The sequence below is a fragment of the Coprococcus eutactus genome (genome assembly GCF_025149915.1).
Taxonomy (GTDB): domain Bacteria; phylum Bacillota; class Clostridia; order Lachnospirales; family Lachnospiraceae; genus Coprococcus; species Coprococcus eutactus.
Genome location: NZ_CP102278.1, coordinates 2,361,252 through 2,383,529 on the forward strand (window position 1 = coordinate 2,361,252; position 22,278 = coordinate 2,383,529).

General features: G+C 42.6%; 30 protein-coding genes. 1 reads left to right on the top strand and 29 read right to left on the bottom strand.

All coding sequences use genetic code 11. The features are described from left to right. Nucleotides 1-11: 11 nt before the first annotated feature. The 18 genes from rpsH to NQ536_RS10530 all read right to left on the bottom strand — a co-directional run bounded on the left by rpsH (nt 12) and on the right by NQ536_RS10530 (nt 9,802). The gene (gene rpsH, locus NQ536_RS10445; RefSeq protein WP_022058712.1) at nt 12-413 is read right to left on the bottom strand and encodes a 30S ribosomal protein S8; all 402 of its coding nucleotides are present in this window, start codon (nt 411-413) and stop codon (nt 12-14) included. A 23-nt stretch (nt 414-436) separates the two neighbouring features. Then, a complete protein-coding gene (locus tag NQ536_RS10450) occupies nt 437-622 on the bottom strand; it encodes a type Z 30S ribosomal protein S14 (protein ID WP_004850137.1) in 186 nt (61 codons plus the stop codon). A 20-nt stretch (nt 623-642) separates the two neighbouring features. Then, nucleotides 643-1,182 carry a 50S ribosomal protein L5 gene (rplE, locus tag NQ536_RS10455; RefSeq protein WP_004850134.1) on the bottom strand — a complete coding sequence of 180 codons (540 nt, stop codon included), beginning with the start codon at nt 1,180-1,182 and terminating at the stop codon, nt 643-645. Between the two features lie 20 nt (nt 1,183-1,202). Next, nucleotides 1,203-1,520 carry a 50S ribosomal protein L24 gene (gene rplX / locus NQ536_RS10460; protein WP_004850132.1) on the bottom strand — a complete coding sequence of 106 codons (318 nt, stop codon included), beginning with the start codon at nt 1,518-1,520 and terminating at the stop codon, nt 1,203-1,205. Nucleotides 1,521-1,532: 12 nt separating this feature from the next. Next, nucleotides 1,533-1,901: a 50S ribosomal protein L14 gene (gene rplN, locus NQ536_RS10465; RefSeq protein ID WP_004850130.1), complete on the bottom strand. Its 369-nt coding sequence runs from the start codon at nt 1,899-1,901 to the stop codon at nt 1,533-1,535. A gap of 13 nt (nt 1,902-1,914) precedes the next feature. Further along, nucleotides 1,915-2,169: a 30S ribosomal protein S17 gene (rpsQ, locus tag NQ536_RS10470; protein ID WP_022058713.1), complete on the bottom strand. Its 255-nt coding sequence runs from the start codon at nt 2,167-2,169 to the stop codon at nt 1,915-1,917. A gap of 23 nt (nt 2,170-2,192) precedes the next feature. Then, nucleotides 2,193-2,396, bottom strand: coding sequence for a 50S ribosomal protein L29 (gene rpmC, locus NQ536_RS10475; RefSeq protein ID WP_004850126.1), 204 nt, complete (start codon nt 2,394-2,396; stop codon nt 2,193-2,195). Then, nucleotides 2,386-2,823 carry a 50S ribosomal protein L16 gene (gene rplP / locus NQ536_RS10480; RefSeq protein ID WP_004850124.1) on the bottom strand — a complete coding sequence of 146 codons (438 nt, stop codon included), beginning with the start codon at nt 2,821-2,823 and terminating at the stop codon, nt 2,386-2,388. Before rplP ends, rpmC begins: the two co-directional genes overlap by 11 nt. After that, nucleotides 2,823-3,491, bottom strand: a complete 669-nt coding sequence (gene rpsC / locus NQ536_RS10485; RefSeq protein ID WP_004850122.1) for a 30S ribosomal protein S3 — start codon at nt 3,489-3,491, stop codon at nt 2,823-2,825. Before rpsC ends, rplP begins: the two co-directional genes overlap by 1 nt. A gap of 10 nt (nt 3,492-3,501) precedes the next feature. After that, on the bottom strand, nt 3,502-3,888 hold the full coding sequence (rplV, locus tag NQ536_RS10490; protein WP_004850120.1) for a 50S ribosomal protein L22: 387 nt from the start codon (nt 3,886-3,888) through the stop codon (nt 3,502-3,504). Between the two features lie 33 nt (nt 3,889-3,921). After that, a complete protein-coding gene (rpsS, locus tag NQ536_RS10495) occupies nt 3,922-4,200 on the bottom strand; it encodes a 30S ribosomal protein S19 (RefSeq protein WP_004850118.1) in 279 nt (92 codons plus the stop codon). Between the two features lie 16 nt (nt 4,201-4,216). Continuing rightward, a complete protein-coding gene (gene rplB, locus NQ536_RS10500) occupies nt 4,217-5,062 on the bottom strand; it encodes a 50S ribosomal protein L2 (RefSeq protein ID WP_044997837.1) in 846 nt (281 codons plus the stop codon). Between the two features lie 109 nt (nt 5,063-5,171). Then, a complete protein-coding gene (gene rplW, locus NQ536_RS10505; RefSeq protein WP_004850114.1) occupies nt 5,172-5,471 on the bottom strand; it encodes a 50S ribosomal protein L23 in 300 nt (99 codons plus the stop codon). Then, entirely contained in the window at nt 5,471-6,091 is a 621-nt protein-coding gene (rplD, locus tag NQ536_RS10510) for a 50S ribosomal protein L4 (RefSeq protein WP_004850112.1), read from the bottom strand. The genes rplW and rplD overlap by 1 nt, the downstream gene beginning before the upstream one ends. A 23-nt stretch (nt 6,092-6,114) precedes the next feature. Further along, a complete protein-coding gene (rplC, locus tag NQ536_RS10515) occupies nt 6,115-6,798 on the bottom strand; it encodes a 50S ribosomal protein L3 (protein WP_004850110.1) in 684 nt (227 codons plus the stop codon). A 170-nt stretch (nt 6,799-6,968) separates the two neighbouring features. Beyond that, the gene (rpsJ, locus tag NQ536_RS10520; RefSeq protein ID WP_004850108.1) at nt 6,969-7,280 is read right to left on the bottom strand and encodes a 30S ribosomal protein S10; all 312 of its coding nucleotides are present in this window, start codon (nt 7,278-7,280) and stop codon (nt 6,969-6,971) included. Nucleotides 7,281-7,653: 373 nt separating this feature from the next. After that, nucleotides 7,654-8,565: an OST-HTH/LOTUS domain-containing protein gene (locus NQ536_RS10525; RefSeq protein WP_044997836.1), complete on the bottom strand. Its 912-nt coding sequence runs from the start codon at nt 8,563-8,565 to the stop codon at nt 7,654-7,656. Between the two features lie 67 nt (nt 8,566-8,632). Then, entirely contained in the window at nt 8,633-9,802 is a 1,170-nt protein-coding gene (locus NQ536_RS10530; protein ID WP_004850104.1) for a class I SAM-dependent methyltransferase, read from the bottom strand. A 314-nt stretch (nt 9,803-10,116) separates the two neighbouring features. Here NQ536_RS10530 and NQ536_RS10535 point away from each other — a divergent pair, with 314 nt between their 5' ends. Next, nucleotides 10,117-10,980, top strand: a complete 864-nt coding sequence (locus NQ536_RS10535) for a class I SAM-dependent methyltransferase (RefSeq protein ID WP_004850101.1) — start codon at nt 10,117-10,119, stop codon at nt 10,978-10,980. Between the two features lie 158 nt (nt 10,981-11,138). Here the strand turns inward: NQ536_RS10535 and ybaK are convergent, their stop codons facing one another. The 11 genes from ybaK to NQ536_RS10590 form a co-directional block, all read right to left on the bottom strand. Further along, nucleotides 11,139-11,633, bottom strand: a complete 495-nt coding sequence (ybaK, locus tag NQ536_RS10540; RefSeq protein WP_004850100.1) for a Cys-tRNA(Pro) deacylase — start codon at nt 11,631-11,633, stop codon at nt 11,139-11,141. 120 nt (nt 11,634-11,753) lie between these two features. Then, the gene (locus tag NQ536_RS10545; protein WP_004850097.1) at nt 11,754-13,112 is read right to left on the bottom strand and encodes a citrate/2-methylcitrate synthase; all 1,359 of its coding nucleotides are present in this window, start codon (nt 13,110-13,112) and stop codon (nt 11,754-11,756) included. 173 nt (nt 13,113-13,285) lie between these two features. Continuing rightward, nucleotides 13,286-13,882: a metallophosphoesterase family protein gene (locus NQ536_RS10550; RefSeq protein WP_004850095.1), complete on the bottom strand. Its 597-nt coding sequence runs from the start codon at nt 13,880-13,882 to the stop codon at nt 13,286-13,288. Nucleotides 13,883-13,909: 27 nt separating this feature from the next. Continuing rightward, nucleotides 13,910-15,868 (bottom strand): BMP family ABC transporter substrate-binding protein, encoded by a 1,959-nt coding sequence (locus NQ536_RS10555; RefSeq protein ID WP_022058722.1) that lies wholly within the window; start codon nt 15,866-15,868, stop codon nt 13,910-13,912. A gap of 417 nt (nt 15,869-16,285) precedes the next feature. Continuing rightward, nucleotides 16,286-17,650 (bottom strand): sensor histidine kinase, encoded by a 1,365-nt coding sequence (locus NQ536_RS10560; RefSeq protein ID WP_004850088.1) that lies wholly within the window; start codon nt 17,648-17,650, stop codon nt 16,286-16,288. Between the two features lie 6 nt (nt 17,651-17,656). Continuing rightward, nucleotides 17,657-18,331 (bottom strand): response regulator transcription factor, encoded by a 675-nt coding sequence (locus NQ536_RS10565; RefSeq protein WP_004850087.1) that lies wholly within the window; start codon nt 18,329-18,331, stop codon nt 17,657-17,659. 61 nt (nt 18,332-18,392) lie between these two features. Continuing rightward, nucleotides 18,393-20,165: a Na/Pi cotransporter family protein gene (locus NQ536_RS10570; protein ID WP_004850086.1), complete on the bottom strand. Its 1,773-nt coding sequence runs from the start codon at nt 20,163-20,165 to the stop codon at nt 18,393-18,395. A gap of 244 nt (nt 20,166-20,409) precedes the next feature. Further along, complete coding sequence (locus tag NQ536_RS10575) at nt 20,410-20,670, bottom strand: hypothetical protein (protein WP_004850081.1); 261 nt, start codon at nt 20,668-20,670, stop codon at nt 20,410-20,412. 33 nt (nt 20,671-20,703) lie between these two features. Further along, nucleotides 20,704-21,348 (bottom strand): phosphate signaling complex protein PhoU, encoded by a 645-nt coding sequence (gene phoU / locus NQ536_RS10580; protein ID WP_004850078.1) that lies wholly within the window; start codon nt 21,346-21,348, stop codon nt 20,704-20,706. 16 nt (nt 21,349-21,364) lie between these two features. Continuing rightward, entirely contained in the window at nt 21,365-22,123 is a 759-nt protein-coding gene (gene pstB / locus NQ536_RS10585; RefSeq protein ID WP_004850076.1) for a phosphate ABC transporter ATP-binding protein PstB, read from the bottom strand. Then, nucleotides 22,124-22,264 (bottom strand): hypothetical protein, encoded by a 141-nt coding sequence (locus NQ536_RS10590; protein WP_004850074.1) that lies wholly within the window; start codon nt 22,262-22,264, stop codon nt 22,124-22,126. It abuts the gene before it with no gap. Between the last annotated feature and the right edge of the window lie 14 nt (nt 22,265-22,278).

The following is a 22,278-nucleotide window of genomic DNA, read 5'->3' on the forward strand; positions in this document are numbered from 1 at the left end:
CCGTCCTCCTTTTACCAAATAAACGCAAGTACTTCTCCACCTACGTTCTGTTTTCTCGCTTCCTTATCTGTTAATACGCCCTTGTTTGTGGAGATAATAGCAGTTCCAAGTCCACCTAATACTCTTGGAAGCTCATCCTTGCTTGCGTATACTCGAAGACCTGGCTTAGAAATTCTTCTAAGACCTGTGATGATCTTCTCATTCTTGTCTGCGCCGTACTTCAATGTGATCTTTATTGTCTCGAACTTGCCGTCCTCAACGATATCTACAGCCTTAACATATCCTTCTGATAAAAGTATGTCGGCAATAGCTTTCTTCATCTTTGAAGCAGGGATTTCTACTGTATCATGCTTTGCTGTATTAGCATTACGAATTCTTGTAAGCATATCTGCAATTGGATCGCTCATTGACATAATAAATTTCCTCCTTCTTACTCTTACCAGCTTGATTTCTTAACGCCTGGAATCTGTCCCTTATATGCTAACTCACGGAAGCAGATTCTACAAATTCCGTACTTCTTTAATACTGAATGTGGACGTCCACAAATGCTGCAACGTGTGTACTCTCTTGTTGAGAACTTCTGCTTGCGCTGCTGCTTAACTTTCATTGATGTCTTAGCCATTTCTCGAATCTCCTCCTTTATTATTTGCTATAAGGCATGCCGAACAGTGTAAGTAACTCACGAGCTTCCTCGTCAGTCTGTGCTGTTGTTACGCAAATTATATCCATACCTCTAACCTTATCTACCTTATCATACTCGATCTCAGGGAAGATAAGCTGCTCCTTAATACCAAATGCATAGTTACCTCTTCCATCAAATCCGTTAGGATTGATACCTCTGAAGTCACGTACACGAGGAAGCGCAAGATTCACAAGACGATCAAGGAACTCATACATCTTCTCGCCACGAAGAGTTACCTTACATCCGATAGGCATTCCCTCTCTCAGCTTGAAGTTAGCTACTGACTTCTTTGCACGTGTTACAACTGCCTTCTGACCTGTGATTGTCTCAAGATCCTTGATAGCAGCGTCGAGAACCTTAGCGTTCTCTCTAGCTTCACCAACGCCCATATTGATAACGATCTTATCAAGCTTTGGGATCTGCATTACATTCTTATATCCGAATTTCTCAACCATGGCGCTTTTGATCTCTGCGTCATACTTTTCTTTAAGTCTACTCACCTAAGACGACCTCCTTCCAATTAATCTATCTTCTCTGTCTTGCCATCAACTTTGGCTACACGAACCTTATCCTTACCAGTTCCCTCAAAACCAACTCTAACTGGCTTGCCCTTGTAAAGATACATTACATTAGAGATGTCAAGTGGGGCTTCCATCTCGATGATTCCGCCCTGCTGGTTAGCCATGCTTGGCTTGCTATGCTTAAATACTTTGTTGATTCCTTCAACTACTACGGTACCATTCTTCTTATCTACTGAAACAACCTTTCCGCTCTTGCCCTTGTCCTTACCAGCGATAACCTGTACCATATCATCTTTCTTAATCTTCATCGTTGCCATAGTCACACCTCCTTATAATACTTCAGGTGCAAGTGATACGATCTTCATGAACTTCTTATCACGGAGCTCTCTTGCAACTGGTCCAAAGATACGTGTACCCTTTGGATTCATATCGTCTTTTATAATTACAGCAGCGTTCTCATCGAACTTGATGTATGAACCATCCTTACGACGAGCGCCATGCTTTGTTCTAACTACAACGGCCTTAACAACATCGCCTTTCTTTACAACTCCGCCTGGTGTTGCATCTTTAACAGAGGCAACGATGATATCGCCGATATTTGCATATCTTCTAACTGATCCGCCTAACACTCTGATACAAAGTAACTCTTTTGCACCTGTGTTATCAGCAACTTTAAGTCTTGTTTCCTGCTGAACCATTTAATTTGCCTCCTTACTTTGCCTTCTCGATGATCTCAACAAGTCTCCATCTCTTATCCTTTGATAATGGTCTTGTCTCCATAACCTTTACTCTATCGCCAATCTTGCACTCGTTATTCTCGTCATGTGCCTTCAGCTTTACTGTTCTCTTTACAATCTTACCATAAAGAGGATGCTTAACATTATCTACGATAGAAACAACGATTGTCTTATCCATCTTGTCACTTGTAACTATACCAACACGTGTTTTTCTCAGATTTCTTTCCACAATAATTCCTCCTTCCAAGATAATTAAGCATTAGCCTTCTGGGCTATAACTGTCTGTATTCTTGCTATATTCTTTCTAACGTCCTTGATTCTGCTTGTATTGTCAAGCTGATTTGTAGCATTCTGGAATCTCAGGTTGAATAATTCCTTCTTTGCAGCTACTAAATCTTTCTGGAGATCGTCAACGGACTTGCTATTCAATTCGTTCATAAAATCCTTAGTTTTCACTGCCTGCTACCTCCTCTAACTCTTCCTTTGATGCGATCTTACACTTAAGTGGAAGCTTGTGCATTGCAAGTCTGAGAGCCTCTTTAGCTACATCCTCAGGTACTCCCTGAACCTCAAACATTACTCTGCCTGGCTTAACTACTGCTACCCAGTACTCAAGTGCACCCTTTCCTGAACCCATTCGTGTCTCAGCTGGCTTTGCTGTAACTGGCTTGTCAGGGAAAATCTTGATAAATACCTTACCACTACGCTTCATATATCTTGTCATTGCAATTCTGGCTGCCTCGATCTGATTTGACTTGATCCAAGCTGGCTCCATAGCAACGAGACCATACTCACCGTTTGTAATCTTATTGCCTCTAAGTGCCTTACCAGCCATAGTTCCTCTGAACTGCTTACGACGCTTTACTCTCTTTGGCATTAACATTATTTATTTCCCCCTTCCTTTTTTACTGTCTTTGTTGGAAGTACTTCACCATGGTAGATCCATGTCTTTACGCCAACCTTACCATATGTTGTATCTGCTTCAGCAAATCCGTAGTCTATATCAGCACGGAGTGTCTGAAGAGGAATTGTTCCCTCGCTGTAGAACTCTGTTCTAGCCATATCAGCACCGCCAAGGCGACCTGAACATGCACACTTGATACCCTGTGCGCCTGACTTCATTGTTCTACCCATGCAAGACTTCATAGCCTTTCTAAATGCGATACGGTTCTCAAGCTGAGCTGCAATGTTCTCAGCAACAAGCTGTGCATCTGCATCTGGTCTCTTAATCTCCTTAACGTCGATGAAGAGCTTCTTATCTGTTAACTTCTGAGCATCTGCCTTGATCTTCTCGATTCCGGCTCCGCCCTTTCCGATTACTACACCAGGCTTAGCTGTGTATAATACGATCTTTACATTTTTAGCTGATCTCTCGATCTCGATCTTTGAGATGTTTGACTTGTAAAGAGTTGTCTTTAAATACTTTCTAAGGATCTGATCCTCTGCTAAATTCTTAGCAAACTCGTCATTTCTCTTGTCAGCATACCAGTTTGAATCCCAATCTTTGATAATGCCGACTCTTAAACCATGAGGATTAACTTTCTGTCCCATACTTTACCTCCTATTTCTCGTCAAGCACGATTGTGATGTGGCTTGTTCTCTTCTCAATTCTATATGCTCTACCCTGTGCTCTTGGATGAACTCTCTTCATTGTAGGTCCCTTGTTAGCGTAGCACTCTGCTACATAAAGGTCCTCCTTCTTCATGCCGTTGTTGTTCTCGGCATTTGCGATTGCTGACTTCAAAAGCTTCTCTATAACACTTGAGCCATATCTTGGGTTGTATTCTACGATAGCAAGTGCTGTCTGAACATCCTTACCTCTGATAGCATCAAGTACAAAACATGCCTTAGTTACTGATACTCTTGCGTATGAAACCTTAGCTGATGGTCTAGTATCTTTGTTCTCATTTCTGAGTCTCTTGTCATGGGATCTATGTCCTTTAGCCATTTTGAAAAGTCCTCCTTTCAAATATTCCTAATATTATCTCTTACCCTTCTTTTCGTCCTTACCGTGACCTCTGTATGTTCTGGTAACTACGAACTCGCCGAGCTTATGTCCTACCATATCTTCTGTTACATATACTGGTACGTGCTTTCTTCCATCATGAACGGCAAATGTGTGGCCAACGAATGATGGGAAGATTGTTGAACGTCTTGACCAGGTCTTTATAACTTCTGTCTTGTTAGCAGCGTTTAATGCATCTACCTTCTTAAGCAGATGTGCGTCTGCGAATGGTCCTTTTTTTAATGAACGAGCCATATTTCTTCCTCCTTAACTATTTAACATTCTTACCGTCTCTACGTCTTACGATCATCTTATTAGACTGCTTGTTCTTCTTTCTTGTCTTGAGACCCATTGCTGGCTTACCCCATGGAGTAGAAGGACCTGGACGACCGATTGGTGCTCTACCTTCTCCACCACCATGTGGATGGTCATTAGGGTTCATGACTGAACCACGAACTGTTGGTCTGATGCCCATGTGACGCTTACGTCCGGCTTTACCAATGTTAACAAGGCCATGCTCGATGTTTCCTACCTGTCCAACTGTTGCTCTACAGATAATTGGAACCATTCTCATCTCGCCTGAAGGAAGTCTGAGTGTTGCATACTTGCCTTCCTTAGCCATAAGCTGTGCTGCGTTACCTGCTGAACGAACAAGCTGTCCGCCCTTACCTGGGTAAAGCTCAATGTTGTGTACCTGAGTACCAACTGGAATATTCTGAAGTGGGAGGCAGTTACCAACCTTGATATCAGCTTCAGCACCGTTCATAAGAACGTCGCCAACTGCAAGCTTGAATGGAGCAAGGATGTATCTCTTCTCACCATCTGCATAGAACAGAAGTGCAATGTTTGCTGATCTGTTTGGATCGTACTCGATTGCTGCTACTGTTGCTGGAATACCATCTTTGTCATTTCTCTTGAAATCTATGATTCTGTACTTTCTCTTAGCACCACCGCCGTGATGTCTTACTGTTATCTTTCCCTGATTATTACGACCTGCTGTCTTGCTTGTTGAAACAACAAGTGACTTCTCTGGAGCAGTCTTTGTGATCTCTGAGAAATCAAGGCCAGTCATATTTCTTCTGGAAGGTGTATATGGGTTATATGTCTTAATTCCCATTGTTGTTCTCCTTTCGGTTCAATTTATTCTCACGCTTTGATTGCGTATACATCTTTTTGATGAGCAGCTATAATGTTCAGCCACCCACGGCTATATCTTATATCAGATCTTAAAGTCCCTCGAAGATCTCGATATCCTTGCTGTCAGCTGTAAGCTGAACGATAGCCTTCTTATACTTTGCTGTGTTACCAAGTGTCATTCCACGTCTCTTGACCTTACCGTCATTGTTCATTGTGTTAACCTTAGCAACCTTTGTTCCCTCGAACATCTTCTCTACAGCTTCCTTAACCTGTGACTTGTTTGCTTCTGGATGAACAAGAAATGTGTATTTCTTCTCTGCCATAGCATTCATGCTCTTCTCTGTGATCACTGGCTTAAGTATAACGTCATAATATTTAATATCTGCCATTATGCGTACACCTCCTCAATTGCTGCAACAGCTTCCTTTGTAAGAACAAGCTTCTCATACTTGAGAATGTCATATACGCTAAGTGAATTAGCAACTGTTGTCTTAACTGTTGGAATGTTGTTTGCTGAAAGAACAACGTTATTGTTCTTATCCTTTGTTACTACGAGAGCCTTAGGAGCTGAAAGCTTTGCAAGGATCTTTGCAAATACGCTTGTCTTAGCCTCCTGGAGCTCAAGCTTATCTACTACTACAAGCTTATTCTCAGCTACCTTTGATGAAAGTGCTGACTTCATAGCAAGCTGCTTCTCTTTCTTATTCATCTTAACTGAATAATCTCTTGGCTTTGGTGCGAATACAACTCCGCCGCCTGTCCACTGTGGAGATCTTGTTGAACCCTGTCTAGCATGACCAGTTCCCTTCTGTCTCCAAGGCTTTCTTCCACCACCAGAAACTTCTGAACGTGTCTTAGCGCTCTGTGTTCCCTGACGACTGTTGGCTAACTGACCAACTACAGCCTTATGCATTATATGCTCATTTATCTCTACACCGAACACTGCGTCATTGAGTTCTAATGTCTCAACTTCATTGCCTTCGATGTCATAAACCTTAACTGATGCCATTGTTGTCTCTCCTTTCCAAAGCCCTACTTACCAGACTTTACTGTATCTTTAATCATAACCAATGACTTCTTTGGTCCTGGAACAGCGCCCTTAACCAAAATTACATTGTTCTCAACATCTATTTTAACTACCTCAAGGTTCTGGATTGTAACTCTTACATTTCCCATATGTCCAGGCATCTTCTTGCCCTTGAATACTCTACCTGGAGTAGTTGCAGAACCGTTTGAACCTGCATGTCTGTGATACTTTGAACCATGTCCTGAAGGACCTGACTTAAGGCCGTGTCTCTTAAGACCGCCTGCGTATCCCTTACCCTTTGACTTAGCAGTAACATCAATCTTGTCGCCAGCAGCAAATACATCTGCCTTGATCTCTGCGCCAAGCTCGTACTCAGCAGTGTTCTCAAGTCTGAACTCTCTGTAGAAAGTCTTTGGAGTTGTTCCTGCCTTCTTAGCATGACCAACCTCTGCCTTACCAGCACCATGTGGATTTCTGATAACTTTCTTTCCTGATACGTCCTTTGTTGTTACTCTTTCTTTCTTCTCGCCGAATCCTACCTGAATTGCATCGTAACCGTCATTCTCAACTGTTTTGATCTGGGTTACAACACATGGACCAGCCTGTAATACTGTAACTGGTGTTAATACACCGTTCTCGTCGAAGATCTGTGTCATTCCGACTTTCTTAGCTAATATAGCCTTCTTCATTTCTGTTTCCTCCTAATTTAATTCACAGCGGATTGCTTTTGCAATCATACTAAATTACACCCGAAGATGCATTAGGTACTGTTATTTAATTGTTGTTGCGATTTATTTTTAAATTAGTCCGCATCTAATTGGGTTACTTGTTTAATTGCTGATATCCTGTAATCGTTAAATTACTTCATCTTAACATCGATGAATACACCAGCTGACAGATCGATCTTCTGTAATGCATCAATTGTCTTCTGAGTTGGTGCAACTACATCGATAAGTCTCTTATGAGTTCTCTGCTCAAACTGCTCTCTTGAGTCCTTGTACTTATGAACTGCTCTTAAGATTGTGATCTTTTCAATCTTAGTAGGCATTGGAACTGGTCCGCTCACCTTAGCACCAGTCTTCTTAACTGTATCAACAATCTGTGCTGCTGCCTTGTCGATAAGTTTGTGGTCATAAGCCTTAAGTGTAATTCTCATAATCTGATTTGCCATAAAAAAAGCCGCCTCCTTTTCGCACTTAATCTTAGTACAACAAGTGGTGACTGTACACTCTCCCGTGTGTGTCCTATGTCAAAGACCGGAACTTACACGTCGTTTCTGCCTTTTGGCAGACGGTTAAATTGTACAGTGACTTGTCGCCAGTTTTGTAAATTGACATTCGCTCCACGAAAAACCTGCGATATGTACGCAGCAACCTCCGCTTCATAGCTATCATGTCACAGCAAATCTGATTATATACTAGGGATTTCTTTAAATCAAGAGGTTTTTTTAATTTTTTTATGGTTTTTTTAATTATTATTTTAAAGTTCTGTCTTTAGAGGAGATCATATCGACATCCGGGCTTTGGCATTTAACATTCTGTCTTTTAGGACTCTTCTGTCTCCTCATCAGATCTTGAACTGAGTTTAAAGCTCTTCTTCATCTTTATGCCCTTGTTCTCCCATATCTGGAATCTTGAAAAGCTCAATATAAAACCATAGTCCGTGTGGTAACCATAATTCTCCATGGCAAACCCCGGAAATTTCTCACGCAGCGCATCTATCAGTTCCGCCATATCTTCTATTGTATATCCCCTGCCAGCTACATATTCATAGGCGAAGTCATCTATATTCTTTCTGTCGTCCACGATCTTTATATATGAGCCTCCACAGTCGTCATTTACAACCTGTACACCGGACACATTCTTCTTCACAAATGTGGACAAATGCGTGTAGCCGTAGTTTCTGACATCAAAATCCGGATATCTTCGGATAAGGCTCTTGTACACCTGTTCCAGTTTCACATCCTCACCCATACCATTATAATAAGAAGAAACCGAATAAATCCGTCCCGCGATCTCATCGGCAGATGGGATTTCAGCCGTGCACTCACCGCCATTTATGATCTCCAGATACGTGTATTTCTCCGAATTATCTATCAGTACCCTGTCTGCTCCGCACGGACCTATGACTACCACATTGGTCCTCATAAGCTTCAGCTTATCCAGCAGCGGCAAAACAGCAAGATCCCCCGTGGCTATATATATCTTCTGTACATCTTCACCTACGGCATCAGCCATCACTTCCACCGCAAGGGCGACCAAAGCCGATGTCTGATCATCTCCGCAATGCATGTTGTTCTGTATTCGCAGTCTTTCAGCTATTTCAGCGATATCTTTCATCTCAACACCGAACATCTTACTTATGACCAGGTCATCTGTTTTTCGTATTTCTTCATATATATATGGAATATCTTCCGCTTTGATACTTCCGCAGTCAATATATAGTGCTGCTCTCATATCTTCCTCCTTGAAACTATCATGTGCAGGCGCGTATCTTCTGACGCACACTGATCCTGTGCTTTAATCACACTCTGCCATCCTCTTTGAGCATGTCCATCAATGTCTGTCTTACCCCAAATTCGCGGCAAAGAGCTTCAGCATCCGCCACAGCCCTGTTCCTCTTATCCTGGGACACATTTTTCTTCACCGCCCTTATGAGCAGATTCTTAGGTGAGTGTGCTATATCTATAAACTCCATTATGTCTGTCTTGTATCCGCACGCCTCCAGCATCAGGCCTCGTATTGAGTCTGTTGCCAGCGCAGCAAACCTCTCCTTGATGATCCCATATCTGGTAAGAGCTGCCAGATCATCAGTATGGATCTGCTTGTTCAGCTCATGCTGGCAGCAAGGCACCGACAATATATACTGTGCATCCCAGCATATCGCATTGTATAGTGCATAATCAGTTGCAACATCACATGCATGGAGAGTCATGACCATATCCACATCCATGTCGGATTTGTATCCATGTATATCCCCAAGTTCAAATTTCAATCCCGTATATCCAAATTTCTCAGCAAGATCATTGCAGTCTTTTATCACCTGTTCTTTCAGATCCAAACCAGTTATGCGGACATCCAGACCTTTGATCTCATGCAGATAATAGTACACGATAAATGTAAGATACGATTTGCCGCATCCGAAGTCTACTATATTAATGGAAGGTTTATTGTAAGATTTCATCACATCATCTACGATCTCAGCAAATCTGTTGATCTGTTTGAATTTGTCATACATCGAATGAACCACCTTGCCATCCTTTGTAAATATTCCAAGATGCGTGAATACCGGTATGTCCATCCCCTCTTCAAGTATATATTTCTTCTTACGGTTATTCCCTGATATCGTTATTGTCTTTGTTTCCGTCTTTCTTTTGTTTACCGACAACTTACCTTTTTTCGACACCTTTATGTCCCACTCTTCACCAGCCGCAAATACATTTATCTGTCTGTATAACTCCACTCCAAGATGTATCAGTGAATCAACCAGGTCATTTTCCCCTGAATTCTCATGGAACACCTGCTTGTCTGTATACCTCTCTATCTGATAGCACCGCTGTCCCTTGATAATCTTACGTTCCAAAACAACTTTCCTATACTCACCGCGTCCTCCGCTTAAAACTATCTTATACGGCGCCAGCTCATTTATTTGTTTTATAACTTCTTTTATAACTTCTTTTGTCTCGTCATTCATCTTTTCCACCACTTTATCTGTCTCTTCACTTTCTTCAGTCGTTCTTTTCTTCAGTTGCTCTTTTCTCGATCATAATATCCGCTGCCACTCGAAATCTGTTCACAGCCGAGTATATCATGCCGCATCATACTGTAGAAGGGCAAAAGCACCTTGACGCTATTCTAATATATCAGTATAATCTATAAGATACATTTTTTGAAGTTATTTTGCCAATTATGTAAAATGGCATTTGCGTCAAATACTTTTATCGAATACTTTAATCAATGCTTTTGCAGATACTTTAATTGAAACATAGTATAGAAAGGATTACACATATGTGGATAGCTGATGGATGGAAGGATTATGAAGTTATAGATTGTTCGGATGGAGAAAAGCTGGAGCGCTGGGGCAAATATACCCTGCTCAGGCCGGATCCGCAGGTTCTGTGGAGCACTCCTAAGAAAAATCCGTCATGGAATAAACTCAACGGTCACTATCACAGAAGCAACAAGGGGGGCGGAGAATGGGAATTCTTCAGTCTGCCAAAGCAGTGGACCATAAATTACAAAGAGCTCACATTCAACCTGAAGCCATTCAGTTTCAAGCACACCGGTCTCTTCCCTGAGCAGGCGGCAAACTGGGACTGGTTCAGTGAGCTGATAAAGAACTCTCCAAAGAAAGATATAAAGGTTCTCAACCTTTTCGCATACACAGGCGGTGCAACATGTGCCGCAGCAAAGGCGGGAGCCACTGTCACACATGTCGATGCCTCTAAGGGTATGGTAACCTGGGCAAAAGAGAACGCCGCATCATCAGGTCTCGCCGACGCGCCTATCAGATGGATAGTAGATGACTGTGTAAAGTTTGTCGAGAGAGAGATCCGCCGAGGCAACAAATACGATGCGATTATCATGGATCCTCCTTCATACGGCAGAGGACCAAAGGGTGAGATATGGAAGATCGAGGAGAAGATACACCCATTCATAAAGCTCTGCAGCCAGCTGCTCTGCGACAAACCGCTTTTCTTCCTTGTGAATTCATATACAACAGGTCTTGCACCTGCAGTACTCACATATATGATATCCACAGAGGTTAAGAGCAAATTCGGCGGACATGTGATCTCCGATGAGATCGGACTTCCCGTGACCGAGACTGGTCTTGTTCTTCCTTGCGGCGCTGCGGGAAGATGGCAGAAGTAGCAGGAGTAGCAGGCCATTAATATCCAAAAGGAACTGAGCAGGCTTATTTTTAGATCATATGCTTAACACAATATACAAAATGCAAACGCGGGTATACATGACAACAGTAATATTTCTGTTGTCATGTATACCCGCGTTTATGTAACTTCATTTTTATATTACACTGTCACATCCGAATACTCTAGACGAATTACCTTCTCAAGATCCTTCGGCGCTATCTCTATCTGATACCCAACCTTGCCCGCGCTCACATACATCTTATCAAGCTTCTGTGCACTTGCATCTATCGTGGTTCTGAAGAACTTCTTCATACCAATTGGTGAACAGCCGCCATGTATATAGCCTGTAAGCGGAAGAAGATCCTTCGACTTTAACATATCTATCGACTTCTCCCCAACGGCTTTCGCTGCCTTCTTGAGATCAAGTTCTTCTTTCACCGGAATTACAAATACATAATTTGCCCCTGACTTTGCGACCGTCACAAGCGTCTTGTACACATATGCAGGATCCTGTCCGAGTATGGCAGCAACCTTCTCTCCATTAGTCTCGCCCGTCTCAACGTAACAGTAGTGGTTATACTTTATCTTCTTGCTGTCGAGTATACGCATGACATTTGTCTTTTCCTCTGTCTTTGCACTCCTCTTATCCTTCATTATATATTGTCATCTCCTTAAATACACACAGCGCCCCAACCTGTCAATCGACGATTGAAGCGCTGTACGTCTTTCTGCTTTTTCTATCTTTATCTTTTATTCTTTATTCAGCCCTTATTCCTATCTGTCCTCCATAGGAAGATACTCTCTGTGTGTCCCTACGTACTTGTATGCAGGTCTGATGATCTTACCAGCATTTACAAGCTCCTCGATCCTGTGTGCCGACCATCCCGCTATACGTGCAATTGCAAATATAGGTGTGAACAGCTCGATAGGTATCCCAAGCATACTGTACACAAATCCACTGTAAAAATCTACATTGGCAGATATAGGTTTGCCACTTCGTCTTCTGGCAGCCAGCAGTCTTCCTGATATCTGTTCAACTGATCTGTACAGCTCAAATTCCTTTGTTCTTCCCTTTTCCTTTGCAAGTCTCTCGGCATATCCCTTGAGTATTCTGGCACGCGGATCAGAGTTCGTATACACCGCATGTCCCATTCCATAAATAAGTCCGGAATGATCGAATCCCTTCTTGTCGAGAAGTCCTGTGAGGTACTCTTCAAGCTCAGCTTCATCTTCCCAGTTCTTCACATGCGCCTTGAGGTCATCGAACATCTGCTGGACCTTCAGGTTAGCACCACCGTGCTTTGGTCCCTTTAATGAACCAAGCGAACTGGCTACAGCCGAATATGTGTCTGTACCTGTGGATGATACAACGTGTGTCGTAAATGTCGAATTATTTCCACCGCCGTGCTCCGCGTGTATAACGAGACATATATCAAGAACCTGAGCCTCAAGCTCAGTATACTTCTTGTCTGTTCTTATAAGTCTGAGAAAGTTTTCCGCAGTAGAAAGCCCCGGCTTTGGATTGTGTATTACAAGACTCATGTCATGGAAATAGTGCTTATAGCCCTGATAACCGTATGCAGCTATGATTGGGAACTGCGCTATAAGTTCCATGCACTGGCGAAGTACATTCTCTATCTTTATGTCGTCCGGATTGTCATCGTATGAGTACAACGTGAGTACACATCGCTGAAGAACATTCATCATGTTCTTACTAGGCGCCTTGAGTATCACATCTCTTGTAAACTTTCTAGGAAGCTCTCTATAGCATTCCATCAGCTCTACAAATCTTTTAAACTGCTGTTCATTTGGCAGTTTACCGAATAAGAGCAGGTAAATAGTCTCCTCAAATCCGAACTTGCTTCCATGGAAGCCTCTCTCAAGATCCTCCACATTATATCCCTGGTAATACAAGCGTCCATCGGTCGGTACTCTCTCGCCATCCACAACATCATAACCTATGACATCTGATATCTCTGTCAGACCTGTAAGGACTCCCTTTCCTGTAGAATCTCTGAGTCCTCTCTTTACGTCATAGTTGACATAGAGGTTCTGGTCTATCTTGCCGGATTCATTGCAATAACCCGCAAGCTCACCAAGTATTCTGTTATATTCCTCGCTATTCTTCTCCAAACCTCATGTCTCCCTTCCTGATTATTTATATATGCAAATTTATCAACTTCACACAGTTTAACAAAAAAACTCCATTTTCGCAAGAAAGACAGCAATAAAATTGATTTATTACTGTCTTTTCTGCAAAATTTTTATTTTTATCTAATTTTGTTGTATTTCTATTACTATATATCCTATATCTCTATGATATATCTCTCATAGGCATTGATGATGGTCGTGTCCTGATACTTGGACTCCCGCACAAAATCTCTGCCATAATTGATATGGACATGACCATGTACAAAGTACTGCGGCTTATACTTTTCCATAAGCATCCTAAAGCATTTGAAGCCTGTGTGTGGAATATCATCCGAATCATTTATCCTGTATGCAGGGGAATGAGTTACCAGAATATCAAAACCTTTTTTCCACATTATCTTTGGTTCCAGTTTTCTTATTCTTTTTCTCATAGCGCGTTCTGAGTACTGATGATCAGCACCGCCATATTTATACTCCATGGATCCGCCAAGTCCCAAAATCCGAATGCCCTTGTATTCATATAATTTCCCATCTATGCAGGTGCAACCTCCAGGAGGAGTATCCTTGTAACATACATCGTGATTGCCATGCACATACAATATAGGCACCCTGCTAAACGTTGCAAGGAACGACAGATAATTCGGTGACAGATCGCCACACGAAATTATCAGGTCTATCCCCTCAAGCTTACTCTTATCAAAAAAATCATATAAATACTTCGACTCTTCATCCGCCAACAATAATATCTTCACGTAATTTTACCCCTGCGCTATAAAACCCTACTTTACATCTGGAACCGACTTTAGCTCCAGGCTCTCTGGTGTATCTACACCCTGAAGAGCCACAACATTCTTAGCATCATCAACCAGATCATCATCACCCGGCAGCATTCCGACTACATTCTCTGCCAGCCAATCCATCTTGAGTATATCCTCATGAAGCATCGCTCCATCATCCTCATTCCTGACAATACCATTCTGAGATGTAAGCTTGCCACTAAACGGAGTGACAGCCCCCTCTCTTATAAGCTCACTCATCATGGATATAAGCTTCTTCGTTCCTGACGGAAGATGCTTTGAACATATAACATCAACAATCCCTGCTGACATTCCCCACCAATAGCTGACTGCATTGGCTGTTTCATTCTTCTCTTCCTGTTTCCAATTGCCTTCCAATATCGACCTGAGGATTCTCTCGTAGAACGCTCCCCAGTTATAAAAAGGCATGGCTAAATTCACAACTTCTCCATTCTGATCATAATGATACAATCCAAAATTACGTGATGCATCATCTGGCATGATCATATCTCTATCTGAAATATATGTTATTCCATTTTTCTCGAAAAATTTCTGTGGATCCGCGCCCTTGACTTTTGTCCACTGCAGATATATCTTCGCTCTCGGATTAACCATTCTGGCACCTATGGCAAATGCATTGATATTCGCTGTAGTTCCAAATATCGGATAATCAGCCACATAGCCTATCTGTCCATCTGCGCACAGACTTCCTGCGATCATTCCTGTCAGGAACTTAACCTCGTACATTCTGGCATAATATGTTCTGACATGGCTGTTTGCAAGACTCAGTGAACAATTGAGTATCTTTATTTCAGGATGGAGTACTGCTACTTTAAGTGCTTCAGGCAGCATCTCCGGACCTGTAGTAAATATGACATCATACTTCTCATCGACCAGTCTGTTCAGGCACTCCACAAGCTTTGTCTGTGTATCCACATTGCAGAAAGTTCTGCTGTCCACAGAATCACCAAGCTTATTTTCCATATCCATTCTACCCAGTTCATGGCTGTATGTCCATACCGAGTTAGCCGGAGTTTTGTCATATACAAATGCCACCTTCAGATTGGATGGACCTGATGGTCTGATAACCATATCTAGGATTGATTTCTTAGGTTCAACAGGATCAAGCTTAGGCAGAACAGTCTGGTCTTTTTTAGTGTTTACCAGGATAATCTCGTTCCATATCTTGTCAACACTATCCTTTACCTGAGCTGCTGACATCTGTTTCAAGCTCTCGTAACCATAAACATTGAGAAATACAAGCATGGCATCATCGACAGTGATCGTCAGATCTTCACTGCCCTTCTTTGCCAGATATGCCTTCTCAAATGCAAGATGCGCCGAGTTGAAATCAAGCCTTTCATCCTCTGTAAAATTGGAATCCTTTGTGATGCCTATACATTCCCTCAGCTTATCATACCCGCCAAGCTGTGAGAAATAGACATAATTGATCCCTGTCTGCTTATGAAAATCTATAAATTCAAAATATATCTTATTTTCAAGAGAGTCGGTCTTTCTAGGAATCTTTCTCGTCACCATGGCTGGTACAGAATCCGCTCCAAAGTACTTGAGCACACTCACTCTCTTGTTTCCCTCTACTACATAAAACTTGTTCATGTATTCATACACCTTTATAGGATCATGAATACCTTCCTCTATATGTGACTCACACAGGGCTGCCCATTTCATTCCAAATTCTGTGTGATAATCCAAAATAGGCATAAAATTACTTGCAAACGCCGTCGTTCTTGCCGCAGTCGCAGTACCTACCACTCTGTCAAGTGATATCGTCTGGAGTCCAAGATTGACCTCACCAACTGTATCTGATGGTGATATTATCTCATCCAGAACCGGAAGATATGGATATTCATTTTTTGCTACGGCTGCCTGGTATCTCTTCTCGCCAAGTTTCTGTGCTTTTAAATATTCGTTTGCTGACATACTATCACTCTCCTTATTCAAGACCATATAGTAATACTATAAAATTCAATATTCAAGGATTTGTTAACAGCTTTTCCGTCTGTCCCGCTCACCATACACGGCTTGTCCCCGGATCATTTTGATAATATATATAACTCAAATGACTCTCAGAGCTGTTTTTTGTTGATTGTGTACAATTCATGTTGTAGGCTTTGCATAATTGCCACTTGATTTTTTTCGTAACATACTGTATTATATTATTAAATTCAGAACATTTCACATATTTTCGAATTTAAAATCGGTGTGTGTGAATACCAATATACTAAGGAGTCTGGCTAAAACACTTCCACCAGGCTCCTTTTTATTGTTGCTATCATTGTAGCATTTATTATACTTTTTGACATCAGTGAATAACAACATTCCGTGATTTCGCCTGTATCATTCTCCATCTCCCCTGTACTTATCAAACGTAACCGATATGTCTGTTCCCCTGCCTGGCTCGCTCACCATATCCAGGTGTGCATTGTTGCGCGCAACTATGTGCTTTACTATGGCAAGTCCAAGACCGGTTCCACCGGTTGACTTTGAACGACTCTTATCTACTCTGTAAAATCTCTCGAATATTCTCTCCTGATGTTCAGCAGGAATACCTATTCCTGTATCCTTAACTCTCAGTGTGACTTTGTCCCCATCGGAATTCACGGACACATCCACACTTCCATTCTTATTATTGTACCTGATGGCATTGTCGGTGAGGTTGTACACCAGCTCCTCCATCATCATCTTGTTGGCATATATATATTCATGGCTGCCGCTGTAACTTAAAGTCACATTGTTCTTCTCGGCATTTATCGCCAGCATGTCCGTGGCTGTTCTGGCTATGACTGCCAGATCCACCTTCTCCATGGCCGGCGTATCCTCTGACACGTCCAGCTCGGACAGTCTTATTATGTCATTGATAAGCGTCAGCAGTCGATTAGAATTCTTGTGTATCTCTGTTGCAAAATGATGCACATCTGCCTCGGTTGCCATGCCCGTCTCTATGAGTTCTGAGTAACCTGATATGGACGTGAGCGGTGTCTTCAGCTCATGCGACACATTTGCCGTAAACTCCTGCCTCATCTGAGAGCTCTTTACGATATCAGCATGCTGTTTCTGTATCATGTCGATAAACGGCCGCATCTCCCTATATGCCACTATATGCGTGTCGTCATCCAATCGGTTCGCCATCTGTTCGATTGGTTTTAATATATTTCTTGTAAGGTAGTGTGTGACAATGATAGTAACTACAACCAGAAGCGCCATCACCAGAAGCATGACCGGCATAGCCGCAAGAAACATGCTGATGACATTGTTGGATTCCCTCGCTATCCTGAGTACCCTTCCCGACTTCAACAATATGGCATAATAGTACGTACTCTTGTTGAGTGTCGCTGACTTTCTTATAACCTGTCCGTCACCTTTCTCAAACGCCTCCGCTATCTCCGGCCTGTCAAAGTGATTCTGCATCGAGGTCTCATCTGCCTGATTATCATATATAACGCTTCCATCCGGTGCCACAAGCGTCAGTCTAAGATCATCTGTATCCACGCTGGCGTACACACTGGTATCATCCCCATCGAAATCTCCAGTATTCTTAAGAACTTCCGCATATCCCTTCAAATCTCTTATGATCTCTGCCTTGTATACCTCATAAAATATGAAGGTGGACAAAACCATGGTCACTGCAATCGCCACAAGAGTCAATGTGATAAATTCAAGATTAATAACCTTTTTAAGTCTGGTGTCACTGTTTTTTCCCATATCAGCCTACTCCATCTTATATCCGACATTTCTCACAGTCTTTATCATGTTGCCAGCTTCACCCAGCTTCTGTCTAAGCGTTTTGATATGCATGTCAAGGGTTCTAGACTCACCCTCGTAATCCGTTCCCCACACGTCCGACATGATAGTATCCCTGTGAAGCACAATTCCCGCGTTCACCATCAGAAGCTTCAGAAGCTCAAATTCCTTGAATGTAAGCTCACAGAGTTCTCCTCCAACATGAACCTCCCGCCGCTCTGAATCCAGTGTAATATCCCCGATGACAAGCTGTTTATCATCCTGCAGCGCCCTGCTTCGTCTCAAAAGTGCCTTTACCCTTGAGATAAGCTCCATAACGCCAAAAGGCTTTGTGAGATAATCATCCGCACCTATATCAAGTCCCTTAACCTTGTCAAGTTCAGTGGTCTTAGCCGTCACGAGAATAATCGGGATCCTGACAGTGTCGGGTCTGCTTCTGAGCTTCTTCACTATCTCCAGTCCATCCATATCCGGGAGCATTATGTCAAGAAGCACTAGATCAGGAACCTTCTCGGCAGTTTTGGAAAAGAATGATTTAGCATTTTCAAACTCCTCCACCGCATACCCACTGTTCTTGAGTGCGAACATCTCTATCTCTCTTATATTCTTATCATCTTCTACTATATAAATGTGTACCGCCATTTTCCATTCTCCTTCCCCGCGGCTACGCTACGGAACGATCGTCTATTGCCATCTATTATTTTTATTTCAATTTATACATTTCCCTGTAATATGTGTACATGCTCTGGAAATCTATGTTGGAATCCTTCTTCATATTGTCGAGATACTCGTGCGTATCGAAGTTGTCTGACTTAAGCTGAAGCATAGCGACCGCCACATTTGAACAATGATCCGCAACTCTCTCGTAGTTGTTGATAAGGTTCTCCAGGGATATTCCAAGCTCTATAGTACACTTGCCCTTCTGAAGCCTCTTGATGTGCTGTTTCTTGACTGCACTGTTGAGTTCATTGATTGCCTCCTCGAGCGGTTCCACATGTGAAGCCTCCTGAAGATCTTCCTTTTCATAGGCATCAACCGTCATCTCAACAATGTTTTGTACCGCATCCTTATACACGCTCAGCTCTGCCTTCGCCTTTTCCGAGAACACTGCCCCGGTCTCGTTCATCTTCCTACATATATCAGCTATGGTTATGGCATGATCAGACATTCTCTCAAGATCACCTATAACGTGGAGTCCGATCGATACCTTCTGGCTGTCCTCGTGGGAAAGTTCCTTGCTACTGAGTTTTACCATGTATGATCCAACCTCATCCTCGTAGGTATCTATGATCCCCTCAAGATCTTCAACCTTATCTCTGACCGTCTCATCATAATTATCCACCAGGGACAGTGCCATATCAATACTATTCTTAGAAAGCTGAGCCATATATTTCACTACCTCTATGCAGTGTCCAACCGCAAATGCAGGTTTCTCAAGGAACCTGACATCCAGACGCTTGAGCATCTCCAGCTCGGCCGGTGTATTGTTCTCTGTCTCTTCCTTATCTCTGACTGTGAGTGTGGCAAGCTTCTCAAGTCCTCCCGAAAATGGCAGAAGAAGAAGTGTTGCTGCTATATTGAATACACTGTGTACCACCGCTATGCCAGCAGCATTTGCCGAATCATTCAGGAACTGGAAATGGACAAATGAATTTACGGTATAGAACACGACCATGAACACGAACGTACCAATGATATTAAAATATAGATGTACAAATGCCGCTCTCTTGGCATTTTTCTTGGTCCCTATACATGATATGAGCGCCGTCACACATGTTCCTATATTCTGTCCCATGATTATAGGAATAGCTGTACTAAATGACACCGCTCCGGTCGCACATAATGCCTGAAGTATACCGACAGATGCCGATGAACTCTGGATCACGGCTGTTACGAGCATTCCGACAAGCATTCCCAGAAACGGATTGGAGAACATTGTGAGTATGCTTGTAAACTCCGGCACCTCCTTGAGTGGCTCCACTGCTCCGCTCATCATCTCCATACCAAACATGAGCACCGTAAATCCAAGGAGTATAGCACCGATATCATGCTTCTTCTCCGACTTTGTAAACATGAGGAATATTATACCTATTACTGCGAGTATAGGTGAAAAAGATGAGGGTTTCAACATATTAATAAATATATTGTCGCTCTGTATTCCTGTAAGACTAAGTATCCATGATGTTACTGTGGTTCCTATATTTGCACCCATGATGATGCCCACAGCCTGTCTAAGTTTCATGATACCGGAATTGACAAGTCCGACCACCATGACCGTTGTCGCTGATGACGACTGAATAACGCCTGTCACCGCAGCGCCCAGCAGAACTCCTCTTATAGGTGTCGAGGTGAGCTTCTCCAGTATCTTCTCCAGCTTACCGCCCGCCGTTTTGGCAAGCCCGTCTCCCATTACATTCATTCCATAAAGGAACATGGCGAGTCCGCCCAAAAGGGATAACACATTAAAAATATCCATATTTCTTGTCTCCTTATAACATTTCCGCACTTCTCTCCGGCGGAGTACTCCTGTATAAGGACTTGTATACACAACATCCCTTTTACAGCGTCTGTTTTTACCAGAATCCATTGTAAAAGGGACATGTAAAATGTGAGATATGTGTATGTAAAATCTGTGTAAATTTAAAATCTATGTAAAATCCTGCAAAATATTTGGCACAGTTTTGTGGTATCACATAGACCTTTTTTCTGTTTTCATCTGTTTATTTGCTTCCAAGAGGCTCATTTATGAGCAGATATACAGCACTTCCAATCATTCCAACCAGGAACATACCATAACCGCCGCATATAAATATCAGCTTAGCAACGGAAACCGTTCCCAGCTCAGGAATCATGTGGAGCAACAATGCTGCAACACATCCTGCAAATCCGCATACCACCATACTGATCGCTATGAAAAGCTTTATATTGCCTATACCAGTTCTATGTGACATTTCATTTACTTTTGTACATACCCACTTCATAGAAATCACCTCTTTTCGTCCATGACTCAATCATCAGTCTACATGTTCTCCCGTTATGGAGAAGAGCACCCATTCTGATATATTAGTCGCATGATCTCCTATTCTCTCAAGATATTTTGCAACCATAAGAAGGTCACATGCCTGCTCCCCATCATCAGGATTATCGTGTATCATAGCGATCAATTCATTCTTGATCGTATCGAAAAGATCATCAACTATATCGTCGTGTGCAATTACACTTTTTGCCTTCTTCTCGTCAGCATTCACATACGCCTCTATGCTTGACACCAGCATGACGATCGTCTCCTTTGCCATCTGCTGGACATGCTCAAGCTTCTTGATATACGGAGTCCCTGCCATGCAGAGTGTGAGCTCAGATATGTCCGAAGCGTGGTCTCCTATCCTCTCCATATCCGTGATCATCTTAAGTGCAGCTGATATATTTCTCATATCACCCGCAACTGGCTGCTGGGTAAGGAACAATTTGAGGCACAGATTCTCAATCTCTCTCTCCTGATGGTCTATGGCGTCATCCGCCTCGATTGCTTTCTTTGCAAGCTCTGTGTCCTGAGCTACGAGAGCCTTAATTGCTGTCTCTATCGCCTGCTCGATCATAGTTCCCATCTCTATCATCTCTGCATGGAGCTTTCTAAGCTGCATCTCATATTTGTCTCTCATCTTGTCTCAATCTCCTTTAACCAAATCTACCAGTTATGTAATCCTCTGTACGCTTATCCGACGGCTTGCTGAACATCTTCTCTGTCTCCGCATACTCGACAACCTCTCCTAAGAGGAAGAATGCAGTATTGTCGGCAACTCTGGTAGCCTGCTGCATATTGTGAGTAACCATTATGATGGTGTAATTCTCCTTCAGTTCAAGGACCAGATCCTCTATCTTGGATGTCGATATAGGATCAAGTGCCGATGTCGGCTCATCCATGAGAAGTACGTCAGGCTCCACCGCCAGCGCCCTCGCTATACAAAGTCTCTGTTGCTGGCCACCAGAAAGTCCAAGGGCTGATTTCTTCAGTCTGTCCTTAAGCTCATCCCATATCGCTGCCTGTTTGAGTGACTTTTCAACTATCTCATCAAGCTTTGTATGGTTTCTGATACCATGAGTTCTCGGTCCATATGCTATATTGTCGTATACACTCATCGGAAATGGATTTGGCTGCTGGAACACCATCCCAACTCTCTTTCTGAGAAGGTTGATGTCCATGCCACTGTATATATCCTCGCCATCAAGTCTTACATCACCTGTTATCTTGCATCCCTCTACCAGATCATTCATTCTGTTGAGCGACTTGAGAAATGTTGATTTACCACAACCTGATGGTCCGATAAATGCTGTAACCTCATTTGCCGGAATGTCCATATCTATCCCTTTTAGGGCATGGAACTTTCCGTAATAGAGGTTCAGATCTTTAACGCTGAACTTAACGTTATTATTCATCTATTTTTCTCCATTCTTAACATCAAGCACGAAACAAAGCATTGCGCTATCTTTTTCGTACTCATAATTTTCTTCTTTAGTTGCAGAAGCGTATATGCTTCTGCCGGATATTGGAAACACATACCAAAGCTCTGATTCCAAAGCCCTGACACATG

Bases quoted from the DNA above. Each gene is read 5' to 3' on its own strand.
- NQ536_RS10555 (WP_022058722.1), bottom strand. From the start codon at position 15,868: ATGTCAGCAAACGAATATTTAAAAGCACAGAAACTTGGCGAGAAGAGA.
- NQ536_RS10525 (WP_044997836.1), bottom strand. From the start codon at position 8,565: ATGAGAGCAGCACTATATATTGACTGCGGAAGTATCAAAGCGGAAGAT.
- NQ536_RS10535 (WP_004850101.1), top strand. From the start codon at position 10,117: ATGTGGATAGCTGATGGATGGAAGGATTATGAAGTTATAGATTGTTCG.
- rplB (WP_044997837.1), bottom strand. From the start codon at position 5,062: ATGGGAATTAAGACATATAACCCATATACACCTTCCAGAAGAAATATG.
- NQ536_RS10575 (WP_004850081.1), bottom strand. From the start codon at position 20,670: ATGAAGTGGGTATGTACAAAAGTAAATGAAATGTCACATAGAACTGGT.
- NQ536_RS10570 (WP_004850086.1), bottom strand. From the start codon at position 20,165: ATGGATATTTTTAATGTGTTATCCCTTTTGGGCGGACTCGCCATGTTC.
- ybaK (WP_004850100.1), bottom strand. From the start codon at position 11,633: ATGAAGGATAAGAGGAGTGCAAAGACAGAGGAAAAGACAAATGTCATG.
- rpsJ (WP_004850108.1), bottom strand. From the start codon at position 7,280: ATGGCAAATCAGATTATGAGAATTACACTTAAGGCTTATGACCACAAA.
- NQ536_RS10530 (WP_004850104.1), bottom strand. From the start codon at position 9,802: ATGAATGACGAGACAAAAGAAGTTATAAAAGAAGTTATAAAACAAATA.
- rplW (WP_004850114.1), bottom strand. From the start codon at position 5,471: ATGGCAGATATTAAATATTATGACGTTATACTTAAGCCAGTGATCACA.
- pstB (WP_004850076.1), bottom strand. From the start codon at position 22,123: ATGAATAATAACGTTAAGTTCAGCGTTAAAGATCTGAACCTCTATTAC.
- phoU (WP_004850078.1), bottom strand. From the start codon at position 21,348: ATGAGAGACAAATATGAGATGCAGCTTAGAAAGCTCCATGCAGAGATG.
- rplD (WP_004850112.1), bottom strand. From the start codon at position 6,091: ATGGCATCAGTTAAGGTTTATGACATCGAAGGCAATGAAGTTGAGACA.
- rpsC (WP_004850122.1), bottom strand. From the start codon at position 3,491: ATGGGACAGAAAGTTAATCCTCATGGTTTAAGAGTCGGCATTATCAAA.
- rpsH (WP_022058712.1), bottom strand. From the start codon at position 413: ATGTCAATGAGCGATCCAATTGCAGATATGCTTACAAGAATTCGTAAT.
- rplP (WP_004850124.1), bottom strand. From the start codon at position 2,823: ATGTTAATGCCAAAGAGAGTAAAGCGTCGTAAGCAGTTCAGAGGAACT.
- rplV (WP_004850120.1), bottom strand. From the start codon at position 3,888: ATGGCTAAAGGACATAGATCCCATGACAAGAGACTCAGAAATGAGAAC.
- rplN (WP_004850130.1), bottom strand. From the start codon at position 1,901: ATGGTTCAGCAGGAAACAAGACTTAAAGTTGCTGATAACACAGGTGCA.
- rplX (WP_004850132.1), bottom strand. From the start codon at position 1,520: ATGGCAACGATGAAGATTAAGAAAGATGATATGGTACAGGTTATCGCT.
- rpsS (WP_004850118.1), bottom strand. From the start codon at position 4,200: ATGGCTCGTTCATTAAAAAAAGGACCATTCGCAGACGCACATCTGCTT.
- rplC (WP_004850110.1), bottom strand. From the start codon at position 6,798: ATGAAGAAGGCTATATTAGCTAAGAAAGTCGGAATGACACAGATCTTC.
- NQ536_RS10450 (WP_004850137.1), bottom strand. From the start codon at position 622: ATGGCTAAGACATCAATGAAAGTTAAGCAGCAGCGCAAGCAGAAGTTC.
- NQ536_RS10565 (WP_004850087.1), bottom strand. From the start codon at position 18,331: ATGGCGGTACACATTTATATAGTAGAAGATGATAAGAATATAAGAGAG.
- NQ536_RS10560 (WP_004850088.1), bottom strand. From the start codon at position 17,650: ATGGGAAAAAACAGTGACACCAGACTTAAAAAGGTTATTAATCTTGAA.